At 68.5% G+C, this 11,711-nt stretch carries 14 protein-coding genes; 9 read left to right on the forward strand and 5 right to left on the reverse strand.

The features are described 5' to 3' along the window. Positions 1–19 precede the first annotated feature (19 nt). Together ACWEKM_RS22725 and wsfD are read left to right on the forward strand one after the other, a co-directional pair. Positions 20–850 (forward strand): septum formation family protein, encoded by an 831-nt coding sequence (locus ACWEKM_RS22725; RefSeq protein ID WP_451623012.1) that lies wholly within the window; start codon positions 20–22, stop codon positions 848–850. Further along, positions 847–2,424: a glycan biosynthesis hexose transferase WsfD gene (gene wsfD, locus ACWEKM_RS22730; RefSeq protein WP_451623013.1), complete on the forward strand. Its 1,578-nt coding sequence runs from the start codon at positions 847–849 to the stop codon at positions 2,422–2,424. Before ACWEKM_RS22725 ends, wsfD begins: the two co-directional genes overlap by 4 nt. Before the next feature lie 57 nt (positions 2,425–2,481). On the opposite strand, the gene ACWEKM_RS22735 is transcribed toward wsfD, so the two are convergent. Beyond that, positions 2,482–2,661, reverse strand: coding sequence for a hypothetical protein (locus ACWEKM_RS22735; RefSeq protein ID WP_451623014.1), 180 nt, complete (start codon positions 2,659–2,661; stop codon positions 2,482–2,484). Positions 2,662–3,073: 412 nt separating this feature from the next. Further along, the gene (locus ACWEKM_RS22740; protein WP_451623015.1) at positions 3,074–3,505 is read right to left on the reverse strand and encodes a hypothetical protein; all 432 of its coding nucleotides are present in this window, start codon (positions 3,503–3,505) and stop codon (positions 3,074–3,076) included. On the opposite strand from ACWEKM_RS22740, the gene ACWEKM_RS22745 reads away from it, so the two are divergent. The 5 genes from ACWEKM_RS22745 (at position 3,486) to ACWEKM_RS22765 (ending at position 7,784) form a co-directional block, all read left to right on the forward strand. After that, the gene (locus ACWEKM_RS22745; protein ID WP_451623016.1) at positions 3,486–4,568 is read left to right on the forward strand and encodes a transglycosylase SLT domain-containing protein; all 1,083 of its coding nucleotides are present in this window, start codon (positions 3,486–3,488) and stop codon (positions 4,566–4,568) included. The genes ACWEKM_RS22740 and ACWEKM_RS22745 overlap by 20 nt on opposite strands. Before the next feature lie 229 nt (positions 4,569–4,797). Further along, positions 4,798–5,100, forward strand: a complete 303-nt coding sequence (locus ACWEKM_RS22750; RefSeq protein WP_451623017.1) for a hypothetical protein — start codon at positions 4,798–4,800, stop codon at positions 5,098–5,100. 238 nt (positions 5,101–5,338) lie between these two features. Then, positions 5,339–5,995 (forward strand): hypothetical protein, encoded by a 657-nt coding sequence (locus tag ACWEKM_RS22755; RefSeq protein ID WP_451623018.1) that lies wholly within the window; start codon positions 5,339–5,341, stop codon positions 5,993–5,995. Positions 5,996–6,514: 519 nt separating this feature from the next. Then, positions 6,515–7,066, forward strand: coding sequence for a DUF2637 domain-containing protein (locus ACWEKM_RS22760; RefSeq protein WP_451623019.1), 552 nt, complete (start codon positions 6,515–6,517; stop codon positions 7,064–7,066). Between the two features lie 223 nt (positions 7,067–7,289). After that, positions 7,290–7,784, forward strand: a complete 495-nt coding sequence (locus ACWEKM_RS22765) for an SsgA family sporulation/cell division regulator (RefSeq protein WP_451623020.1) — start codon at positions 7,290–7,292, stop codon at positions 7,782–7,784. Between the two features lie 277 nt (positions 7,785–8,061). Here ACWEKM_RS22765 and ACWEKM_RS22770 read toward each other — a convergent pair whose 3' ends face one another. The 3 genes from ACWEKM_RS22770 to ACWEKM_RS22780 are packed head-to-tail and all read right to left on the reverse strand — an operon-like array spanning position 8,062 to position 9,970. Then, entirely contained in the window at positions 8,062–8,565 is a 504-nt protein-coding gene (locus tag ACWEKM_RS22770; RefSeq protein WP_451623021.1) for a GtrA family protein, read from the reverse strand. Then, positions 8,526–9,467 (reverse strand): decaprenyl-phosphate phosphoribosyltransferase, encoded by a 942-nt coding sequence (locus ACWEKM_RS22775; RefSeq protein WP_451623022.1) that lies wholly within the window; start codon positions 9,465–9,467, stop codon positions 8,526–8,528. Before ACWEKM_RS22775 ends, ACWEKM_RS22770 begins: the two co-directional genes overlap by 40 nt. After that, positions 9,464–9,970 (reverse strand): phosphatase PAP2 family protein, encoded by a 507-nt coding sequence (locus ACWEKM_RS22780; RefSeq protein WP_451623053.1) that lies wholly within the window; start codon positions 9,968–9,970, stop codon positions 9,464–9,466. The genes ACWEKM_RS22775 and ACWEKM_RS22780 overlap by 4 nt, the downstream gene beginning before the upstream one ends. A gap of 430 nt (positions 9,971–10,400) precedes the next feature. Between ACWEKM_RS22780 and ACWEKM_RS22785 the strand changes: the two genes are divergently transcribed. Continuing rightward, a complete protein-coding gene (locus tag ACWEKM_RS22785; protein WP_451623023.1) occupies positions 10,401–11,192 on the forward strand; it encodes an RNA polymerase sigma factor in 792 nt (263 codons plus the stop codon). A gap of 109 nt (positions 11,193–11,301) precedes the next feature. Further along, positions 11,302–11,679 carry a hypothetical protein gene (locus tag ACWEKM_RS22790; RefSeq protein WP_451623024.1) on the forward strand — a complete coding sequence of 126 codons (378 nt, stop codon included), beginning with the start codon at positions 11,302–11,304 and terminating at the stop codon, positions 11,677–11,679. Positions 11,680–11,711: the final 32 nt, after the last annotated feature.

The following is an 11,711-nucleotide window of genomic DNA, read 5'->3' on the forward strand; positions in this document are numbered from 1 at the left end:
ACAACACGACATGAGGGACATGCGAAAACGCCCAGCCCTGCTGTGTGCCGCCGGGTTTCTGCTGCTGACGGGGTGCGGGCCGGGCAACTCGGGTACGGCGGCGGTGCCGACCGTCATGCAGGCGGTGGGCACCTGTCACACCTTCCGCACCCAGCAGGAGATGATCCAGCCGAGCGACATCGCGCCTCCGGTGCCCTGCGATCGGCCACACCGCAGCGAGACCTTCCAGGTGACCTCCGTCGACGGCCAGTTCGCCACCTACAAGGAGCGGCCCGACCCGGAGCAGATCTCGGCATATGCGCAGGGACGCTGCTACGACGCCGACGCGATCAGAAGGTACCTGGGAGCCGGACCGCGGGACACCGTGTCCTTCTCGGTCTGGCCGAGGCTGCCGACCCGGGCGGAATGGGCCATGGGCGTACGCACTCTGCGCTGCGACCTGGTGCCTCCGGTCCAGGAGGCCAGGCACGGGCCACTCGTGGCCTTCTCGTTCCGCGAGGTGCTGGAGCAACCCGAATCCTCGGCCGTGCGCACCTGTGAGCACGGCGGCGCGGTCGTCACCTGTGATCATCCGCATGACCGCGAGGAGGTCGCCACCTGGCAGGACCTCGATGGGGCGGTGCGTCCCGAGGACGCCCAGACGGTTGCCGCGAACGTGTGCAAGCCGGTCGTGGAGGAGTTCCTCCAGGCCAAGCTGACCAGCAGACCAGATCTCATGATCAAGGCCCATACGCCGGGCAAGGACGAATGGATGAAGGGTGTGCGGGCGGTGAAGTGCGGTGTCGGCCCGGCCGATCCGAACACGACCGTCGTCGGCACCCTCAGCGGGTGGGCGAGGGGACGGGTATGACCACGTCTGAGGCACGCGCGGCGGTGGCAACGGCCGCAGTACGCCTTCATCTGGTCGGTGAACCCGGCCGCCGGACGGTGCGAACAGCGGCCGCGGCCGCAGGGGTTGTCTGGACGACCGTGATGCTGCTGCGCCTGCTGCTGGGCGGGGTGGTCGGACTGGGGGACGACGGGAACGGCGACCGGCTGCTCTGCCTGTTCGGCGTGGTGAGCAACCACCCCTGGAACGCCGAGCCGTCGGCCCATGTCTATCCGACCTGGGTGCCTCACACCTATTACGGTGAGGCGTGCGGTGTGAAGGAGTCGGGCGAACCGTATTACTCGTCACAGCTGTTGGTGCTGGGGCTCGCCAAGACGCTGACGCCGTTGCTCGGTCTGCCCGGCGCGCTCGATCTGCGTGCGGCCGGCATCCTGCTCGCGCTGGCCTTCGGCGCCATCATCGCCCTGCTGGTCGCGCTACTGCCGGGCCCCCTGTGGTTGCGGCTGGTGGCCACGGCCGGCTTCGGCCTGGTCATGTGCGATTCGGCCTTCGCGAGTTTCTTCATCGCGCCCTACAGCGAGGTGGCCGGGCTGGTGGGCTTTCTGCTGCTCTGCCCGGCACTGCTTCTGCTGTGGCGGCGCCCGACCGCACCGCTGAGCGGCATTGTGCTGACCACAGCCGCCGCGCTCTTCACCATGACGGCCAAGACCCAGATGATCTCGGTGCTGCCCGTGGCCATGCTGGCGCTGCTCTGGTTGCCGAGCGTGCGGCGCAAGGGCGGCGAGAAGTCGGCCGCCGAGGACGGCAACCCCCGCCGGCCCTTCAAGCGGTGGCTGGCAGTGCGCTGGCCCGCCCTGATCGCGTGTGTCCTGCTGTGCGGGGTGGCCGTCGGATTCACCGCGACACAGCCCAAGCGGCTCAATCAAATCGTCTGGTACGACGCCGTGTTCGCGGAGATGCTGCCGCACAGCCCGGATCCGGTGGACGACTTGAAGGCCCTGGGCGCCGATCCCCGGCTGGTCACCGCCATGAACAGCCGGATCTTCGATGCCAACTCAGCCGCCAGGACGCCGTACTGGGACGATTACAAACAGAACGTCACGCCTGCCAAAGTCATGATGCACTTCCTGAAGAACCCCAGTCGGTTGGTCGCCATGGGGGCACGCGGAGTGCAGGGCATGACCCAGCTGACCCTCCACCACATCGGTTCCTATCCGTCCGACTCCGGTCATCCGCCCTTTGCCAAGGAGCGGCGGATCGCGGTGGTGACCAAGGTCTTCGAGGGCTTTAGGGCGGTACCGGCGCTGATTCCGTTGCTGTGGCTCGGCACGATCGTGCTCGGGGCCGTACTCGCCAGCCGGACCTGGGCTCGGCAATCGGCCCGCGCCGTGGGCCGGTTGACGGTCTGTGTGGTGGTCACCCTGCTGCTGCAGTTCTGGATGGTGGTGCTGACCGAGGGAGCCTCCGACCTTCATAAGCACATGATCGGTACGGACTTTCTGACGGCCCTGTGTATGCCGCTGGCCGCGCTCTGCTTCTGGCTGCTGTACCGAAGGGAGCACGCGCTGGCGCCCGAGCGGCCGCAGGCCGGGTGACGACGCGGCTGCCGGGTGGGCATCGGCCAGGGCCGATACCCACCCGGCTCTCCGCGTTCAGGGGCGTCTGTTGCGGTGCTTCAACGACGAGGACCGCAGCAGCAGGGCGCCGACGACGAGCAGTGCGACGGCCAGCAGGACGAAGATCTCCGTCTGTCCCAGGCCGGTCGCGGCGAGTGCCCCACCTCCCCCGACCGCGCCTCCGACGCCCCTGCCGATGCCGGGGCCTCCGTACATGGCCGCCGCCTCCCTTCTGATGTGACCTGCTCCACGGGCGCCACGGCGGGTGCACGATCCCTGCCGCCGTGGCGCCCCCTACAAGACAGAGGCTCCGTCTACGCGGACATGACGCGTGAAAGTTGACGCCCGGCGCGGGGCCGGTCTCGGGGGCGTGACGGCTTGGGAGGGCGTCGTTCCGGGTCTGCGGGTAAGGGCCGGACGATGGCATGGGGTGTCGCCGGGGCTGGTTGCGACGCCGCGTGGCCGACCCCGCCAGGTATGTGTTCCTCCGCCCCGGCCCTCGTTGCCGTGCACCTTGCCGTGCGCCTTGCTGTGCACCCCAAATCCCCTGTGGCCATGGGCAGTCCGACCGGGTGAGGTTTTGCCCCGATATCGGGCTCTTCGAGTCATATCTGCACGTTCCTTCGCTCTAGGCAGAACAGCGAGGACATCGCGCGGTGAGTGGATCGCCGGAAACACCGTACGAGCGGAGGGATTTCGTCATGTCCGACACCGGTTCGTCTTCTGGTGAGCCTGCAGCATCGCAGGCATCGGCCTCGATGGCATCGATGGCATCGGAGGCATCGGAGGCATCGGAGGCATCGAAGGGGCGTGGCCGCCGGGCCCGGCGCATCATCCTGATCGGAACGGCGGTGGCATGCGCGGCGGGGGCCATTTCCACATCATTCGCGCCGCCCAGAACGGTTTCGGCGTACCCTCCCGCGGCAGGGGCGCATCCCGACAGCGCCGCCCCCGCCCCGTCGGGCCCGGCCACCAGCGCCCCGGGGCCCGCGCCCGAAAAGCCCGCCGCCGATGACGACGCGGAACGCACAACGCGTCGCGTGGGCGCGGTTTCGGTCACCGCTCCGGCTGACGCCGCGCACTCGGACCTGCCGGCTCTGGCGCTCGATGCCTATCAGCGCGCCGCTGACGAGCAGGCGATCCGGACACCTGGCTGTCATCTGCCGTGGACGCTCCTCGCCGCCATCGGCCAGGTCGAGTCCCACCATGCGCGGAACGGAGCCCTCACCAGTGAGGGTTTCACGACGTCCCCGATTCTGGGGCCGGTGCTGAACGGCGGACCGTTTGCCGCGCTGCGCGACTCCGACCAGGGGAGATTCGACGGCGACACCGCCTGGGACCGAGCGGTGGGGCCCATGCAGTTCATCCCCTCCACATGGAAGCGCTGGGGAACCACCACCCGCCCCACTCTCGACGCCGATCCGAACAACATCTTCGACGCCACCACGACGGCGGCCGCGTATCTGTGTGCCGACCATCGCGATCTCAACGATCCGCGGCAGCTGAACCGGGCCGTCCTCAGCTACAACCCCTCCGAGACCTATCTGCGAGATGTGCTGGCGTGGAACTCCGCGTACGCCACCGGGCATTCGACTACGGCCGCGGCCGTGCCCGCCGTCGACAGCACCGGGTCCGGCCCCGGCGTTCCCGTGAACGGACGGCCCGCACCGTCGGCGTCGGCAGGTCAGGTGGTCACTGCCTCTCTCCCCCGGCGCACGGGCCCGGGTGTGCGGGTCTTCGGTCCGGCCGGAGGCTCGAAGGGCGCCCCGCAGCTCCAACTCCAGCCGTCGGCTTCGGCGTCGGCGCAGAACGCAGGAGCGGGAGCAGGAGCGGGCGTGGTGCCGGGAGCAGGAGCAGGAGCGGCGAAGCCGTCGACCGCCGTGGGGCAGGCGGCCGCTCCACAGCAGCTCCCGCCGTCCGGGGGCGGTGTTCCCGGCCAGGCGGTGCCACCGGCCGGCGCTCCGGCTTCCGGCCCCCGGCCGGACCGTACGGGGCATCCGTCGCCCGAGACGGGCCCCGACGCACCGCACACACCGGCTCCCCGATCCCCCTCCGTCCTCACCCGTGCCACGGCACAGCTCGGCGGGCTGCTGCATCACCTCGGCCAACGGATCCTCGGGTAGTCGGCGGTGAGGGGACGGGTGGGTACGTGTTCGACACGGACCGTGGTGACGGCGCGGTCGGATGGCTGTGCAGTGGTGTGACTGTGCAGTCGGATGGGTGTGCACCCGGATGGCTGTGCGGCTCGGTTTCCGGGCGTCCGGCCGCCGCAGCGGTGGCTTCACCGCCGTAACCGCGGGAAAGCACCCGTACGGCAGACATCGCGGTCGCCGTCTTCTGCGTTGACCGACCATGAATCCCCTGCCGGACACCCGTACCCCGATCTACGACGCCCTCTGTGTGCAATGGCGCGCGGATTTCCGTTCCGTCCCCGGTGAGCGAGGACCGGAGGACGTCTGGTCCGCGCCCTCCTTCCAAAGCAGCACCCCCGTCGACCCCGCGTCGCGGTCCCTGGAGCAGGGCCACCACGCAACGGTGCCCCGGCAGTTGGCCGGCCGGGGCGCTCGCGGAGGCATCCCGGTGGCCGCCTCCTCTCCTCCGTTCTTGTACGGCGGTCAGGTGCACGCCGGCCCGCCCGTCGCCCCGGCGAGGTAGCCGACGGACCGTCCGCTCCGCATCACGCGGTCGGCCGGTGCGATCGTCGCCTCGTCCACACCGGGTGACCGAACCGGTTGACCGAACCGGGTGACGTCATCCCCGACGCCCGGCCGCATCTGTATAGGGGCATGCCGTCGCGAGGACGTGGGAGGGGCGCCGCCGCTTGTGCCACGGCCTCGCCACCGGCCGTCCGGGCCCGAACGGGTCTTTGACACGTGACGAGTTGGGAGGAGCAGTGAGGTTCCACGAGCATGCTGTTCGTGAGCTGATCGAGGCTTTGGTACCCGCGTCCAACGAGGACCTCATGACGGCGACCCGGCTGGTCGAGTTCATGAGCACCCACAATGTTTTCGGCGCTCTCGGGGTCACCGACGTGTGGCTCGCCTCGGACGGCCCCGACGCCCATCGGCTGGAGGTCAACATCCAGGGGTGGGGCGTCTACCAGTCGACGGCCCTGTCCCTGAAGTCCGCTCCGTGGCTCAAGGCGCATCAGCTGGGCGCCAAGTTGGATCTGCGGGCGGCGGCCGAGGGTGTCTACTGGATCGTCGCGCGGGTCGTGGAGTCCGTGGGCCTGGACGCCGAGGAGTATCTGCACGACGCGATCGCTACCTACCGTGTGGAGGTCGGGCGCGACGGAGGCGGGACGACGGTCCTGTTGGGCGGCCCCAGGGCGAAGGAGGCCCTCGTCATCGCGATGGGAGCCCTGAGCGTGGCCGCCGCCGAGCTGGGTCTGGACTGCGTACCCGCCGAGGCGCGGCAGCGGTTGGAGGAGCACGGCACATATGGCATCGGCCCGGTCAGTGTCTCGATCAGGCACTGCGTCAACGTCGGTCCGGCGCCGACGCTGAAGCGGCGGCCCGTGGTGGCCGCGGTGGACCGGTTCCTCGGCTGAACCGCTCTCGTACGTCTCGGCACGCGCACGCCACCGAAGGCGCGCGACCACATCTGATCTTCCGACACGGTAATAACACGGGAACATGTCCCCCGAACGCTGGATGTCTTGATGCTCACGGCGCTCGTTAGGTGACCGTGACGTGGAATGAAACGGTGTCCGCGAGTCGGGAAAGGTCACCCCTCGCATCGGTCGGTCCGAACTCCCCCGGTAACGGCCGCCCTTGGCTGGAGCCGGCCGAAGCGCAAGCCCATCTGAGGCGCTGCTCGATGCTGCTGGAGGATCTGCTGGACAGGACACGCAGGGCGGAGCAGGACTATCTGAATGCGGACGCCCATGGATGAGATCCGGGACAGGTCCGATCCCTACGGCGGTCAGTTCCCGCAGGACCCCCCATACGGCGCTCCGTCAGATCCGTACTGCGAGCAGTGCAACACACTTCAGGCGGGTTACTGCCGACACACCCCTGAGAGGGCGATGACCGGAGGCGGATGGGATCTCGACGCGGAATTGGCCCACATGCTGACCATGGAATCCACCGGGGGTCCGGCCCGCTCCACCCCGTCCGGGCACGACCCGTACCGGGATCCGGTCGTCCAGCCGCCCGCCGGACCGAGAAACCGCAGCCACGCCGGCGGGCCCAGGGTCAGACCGACCGCCATCCTGCTCACGACCATCGTCGTGTGCACCCTGGCCATGCTGGGCTGGTCCATCTCCTATTCGTACGAGCAACTGCGCACCGTCGCCTCCTTGTTCATGCCGCAGAGACTGGCGCGCTGGTGGCCGTGGATGCTCTACGGACCGTGGCTCGCGGCGGGCCTGTCCATCATGCGCGCTTCCCTGCAGCGTCGGACCGCCCGTTGGTCCTGGACCGTCATCGTGACCGCTTCCGTCGGGTCGGTCGCGCTCTGCGTCGGTAACTCCTCGAAATCCATCCTCATGACAGCCGTCGCCGGAATCCCGCCCCTCACCGCTCTGGCCTGTTTCCAGGAACTCGTCAGTCAGTTCTCACCGCGGTATCGCCCTCAGCACGCCATGCGCAGCACGAAACGGGGCCCTGTCCGGCCTTGATGGACAGGGTGTGCGCAGGCGCCAGGCTCATTCAAGGGGAACAGCGGAACAACGGGAACACACCAGGTCAGCCCCTGTGCGGCCGGGACACCCCAGATCCGCGCTCGCGGCGACGAAGGGGAACAGCCACTCGGCTCATCGATTCTTCCGCCGCGCACGCCGCACCCGCCCGGTGACGCGGTACACACAGAAAGACACACATCTCACCTTCATGTTCAGATTCATGCGTAAGGAACGGGCGCACCGGCGGGCCACGGAAGCGGGACGGCGCTTGCTCTCCCCGGACTTGACGCGGCAGCCGATGACGGACGGCATGCTCAGGCAGGCTGCTGCTGCTCGGCTGATCGGCGCGACCGACCAGCAGATCCTGATCCCCGTGGCCCTGCGCTACTGCCGTGCCGATCCGCTGGCGGTGCACATCGACTTCCCGTCCCTGGTGTCCCCCGACGGCGAGGACATGACGTGGTCGTTCGCCCGCGAGTTGCTGACCGAGGGCCTGCACCACCCCGCGGGCATCGGCGATGTGTACATCTGGCCCTGTGCCCCCGCTCACACGATCATCGAGTTCCGGGGCCTCGACGGCCGGGCCGTGGCCAAGTTCGACACGTCTGTCCTCCGTCGTTTCCTGTTGCGCTCGTACACGGTGGTCGACCGTGGCGGCGAAGACGTCGAACCGGCCCTGGAGGAGCGTCTGGCCGCTCTGCTGGACGGGGTCTGACGGCGGCAACGGCAACCCCACGGGGCCATCCGCCCGGTCGGGTCCGACCCTTGGGCCCGACGTTCCCCTCGTCACGGCGCGCGATAACCCCAAACGCCCCGACCCTGTATGACCTGACCTGGCGCGTTCCCGTTGTTCCAGTGTTCCCTCTGCCGGAGGCAGACTGTCTGCCCCCCCCTGCCGCCGTGCGGACGGACGGCACGCACCAGGCCAGGAACGACGCAAAGCCGGTAGCCCGGAGGCATGGGGCCACCTCCGGGCTACCGACACGGAACGGTCATTCTGTGGATGCTCGTCCCGCCAGAACGGTCTCGGACGATCCCCTGGTGGAGGAGGGGATCTCATCGGCCGCGCCCCTGCCGAAGACCAGTGTCCGAGCGCCCCAGAACCGCAGAACGGTCGCCAGCGCCATGCCGATTCCGGCGCCGGAGACGGTGTCGGCACGCTGCGAGGTCAGGCCCAGGCCATAGTGGCTGACGGCGAGACAGAGCAGTTGGACGAGCGCGCCGACCACGTGCACGGCGAGGAAGACGGCGTACGGGCGCAGGCCCTTGGTCCGTCTGTGCCGGTAGGTGCCGAGCGCGTTGCCGACGTAGGCGACCGTGCAGCCCGCCACGAAGGACAGGGCCTTCGCGGTCAGCGGGCCGAGGCCGGCGGGGCCGCGCAGCCAGAGGAAGAGGCCCAGGTCGACGGCGTACGCAAGGAGACCGGCACCGGCAAAACCGAGCAGCTCGCGCCGGCTCACCACTGGGCCACCGCCAGCCCGTACATCGCCAGCCACACCAGCCCGATCAGGGCCATGGCCCGATCGCGCAGGACGACGTCCTCGGGCTCGCCCGCGGTACCGCGGTCAGCGAACACGGCGTATCGCAACACCGCGAGGATGAAGGCGATCATCGACAAGTGGCGCCACGGCAGCACGCTCGCGTACGCCGTACCGCCCTCCAGGGTCCACATGCAGTAACCGAGAACGGCGACCGAGGCGGCCAACTGCCACACAAAGCGCAGATAACCCGTCGTGTACTCGTCCAGCAACGCCCGTGTGGCGCCCGCCTTTCCGGCCATCTGCAGCGCCTCGGAGTAGCGCTTCGCCGACACCATGAACAACGCCCCGAATCCCGTGGTGATCAGGAACCAGCGTGACAGCGGAATGCCCAGTGCGATCCCGCCGATCACCGCGCGCATCAAGAAGCCCGTCGTCACGATCAACAGATCGACGATCAGCACATGCTTGAGACTGACGCAGTACGCCATTTGCATACCGAGATATGCCGTCAGCAACGCCGAGACGGCCGGTGAGGTCAGCCAGGCCGCGGCAAGCGGTGCCAGAACCGCCAGGGCGCCCCCCACCGCGTAGGCCACCGGCACCGGTACCTGCCCGGCCGCGACCGGGCGGCGGCACTTGGTCGGATGCGCACGGTCGGCCTCGGCGTCACGCGCGTCGTTGACCAGATAGACCGCCGCCGCGCAGGCGGTGAACAGTACGAAGACGAGGGCCAGTTGGGTCAGGGCATGCGTCGACAGGAGTCGGCCCGCCGCGGCCGGTGCGGCGACCACCAGGACGTTCTTGACCCACTGTTTGGGGCGCGCGGTCCGCAGGAGCCCGCGTAAGAGACCGCGCCTTGCGGGGCGCTCAAGGCGCGGACTGTGCGCGCGTTGCTCAAGCCGCGCCGTGTCGGTCACTGGTTTCTCCCCGTCATCCAGCGCGATCCGAGGCGCGCCGTGAGCGCGCCCAGGACCGCGCCCGCGGCGACGTCGGAGGGGTAGTGGACCCCCACGACCAGCCGGGACAGACACATCGCAGCCGCCAACGGTGCCCACCCGGGCACCCCCAACGCCCCGAAAGCCACGGCGGCAGCCGTCGCGGAGGCGGCATGCGCGCTCGGAAAGGAGTGCCGCCCTACGGTGCGCACCAACGGCTCCACATGCGCGGGACGCGCACGGCGCACCACCCGCTTCACCCCCATGCTCGCCAGATGCGCGCCCGTGACCAGCACTGTCCCGCGCACCCACGAGCCGCGTCGCGTGCCGTCCACGGCAGCCCCGGCAAGCCCCGCGGCAAGCCATAACGCGGCGTGTTCACCGGCCAGGGACAAGCCCCGCGCGGCGGACGCGATGCGCGGATCGGCACCGCGGGCACGAAACACGGAAAGGATCCGGTGATCCATGCCGTCGAAGTAGTTCATGCCGTCGAAGTAGTTCATGCCGTCGAAGTGATCCATGTCGTCGAAGTGGTCCATGGGGACTCACTGTTCACGTGAAGACACCCGGAACCCGGGCAATACTCGACTAATTCCGACCAATCACCCGTTCTGCGGCACGGGATGCGCCGCCTCGATCCACAAGGGCAGCAGGCATCACACCCGATTGGCTGATCAGATCATTTCTGCCCTCAAAGGCGAATCTTCCCTCGAACGCGTGGTGTGGCTGGCTCTGGGATGATCTGAAGGCTCTATAAAGGGGTGACAATCCTTCACGCGATCACGGGAGTTCTTGCGCTGAGGCCCTTGAGTCACCGTGCCCTTCCTTCAGGCCCGGACGGCGCCCTGGCGGTACACGCAACAGTTGTTCGCCAGCCGTGCCCGATGCGCGATGATCCCTCATCCAGGAGCCGCCTTGTATTCCTCGGCCGGACACCACACACCGTCCGCCGGCCAGCCGGGCCAGCAGAGTGCCAATCCCACGACAGCCGCATTCGACGACCAGGAGTTGACTCAATTAGTTCGAAGCGGCGACACCGAAGCCTTCGCCGAGCTCTTCCATCGTCACCGTGCTGCCGCCACCCGGCTGGCTTCCCTGCACATCAGTGACGCGTACACGGCACAGGATGTGGTCGCCGAGGCGTTCTTCCGCGTGTTACAGGCACTCAAATCGGGTGGCGGCCCCTCCACCTCGTTCCGGAGCTACCTGCTGCGAGTCCTGCGCAATCTGGTGACCGAGTCGGGACGGAGCTCGGGACGACAGATGCCCGTGCCGGACGTAAGCGTCTACGAGGTGGAATACGCGGCGTCCGCCGGGAACGAAGCCATCAGGAACTATGAGCACGGATTGGTGTGGGAGGCGCTTTCTTCCCTGTCGGACAGATGGAGAACCATCTTGTGGTGCACCATCGTCCAGTCCCAGCAGCCCGCCTCGATCGCCGACACGATGGGAATCAGCCCGAACAGTGTCGCCGCTTTGGCCTACCGGGCCAAAGAAGGCTTACGACAGGCATACCTGTCCGTTCACCTGGACCAGAAGGGCCACTCCGGCCGGTGCTCCTACTATGTGGGGCGCCTGCCCGCATACGCCCGCGGCCGGCTCGGCGCATGCGGATCAGAAGAGGTGATGTCACACCTGGGCGGCTGCGATCCGTGCGCCGGTCTCTACCGGGAGATCAATGAACTGAATCATCTCCTGCCGGTCTGAGCGCATCATCCCGACCCGCATCTCGCGTGCACGAGTCTCGTGTGCACGAGATCTCTTCACCGCACCGCCCAAGCCGTACGCTGGGCGTTTTCAGGCTGCAAGGAATTCGATGAACTTGATCCGCCTGGCGATCCGGCAGGCCATCCGGTCACAGTGCCGCCACCGGGTGGGAGCCGTGCTGGCAGCAGGCAGCCGCGTGGTCGTGGCCAGTTCCAACAAGTACCGGAACTCGCCGCTCATCGATCACCTCAACAGCACCTTCCACGCGGAGGACGCCGCGCTCCGGCGCGCCCGCGGGGCTCCGGTGAGCATGGTGTTCGTGGCCCGGGTCAACGCCGCGTGCGTGCCGATACTGGCGCGGCCCTGCGCCCGCTGTGTCGACAAGCTCGCACAGGCGGGAGTGCTCCGGGCCTACTACACCGCCGGCCCGAACACCGTGGAGGTGCTGGAGATCCCCCCGATGCGTTCTCGGGCGGGGCCGGCCTGACATCGCGTGGCGAAGAACCCGTTCCGTTGTCC

Source organism: Streptomyces sp. NPDC004752 (assembly GCF_053601275.1).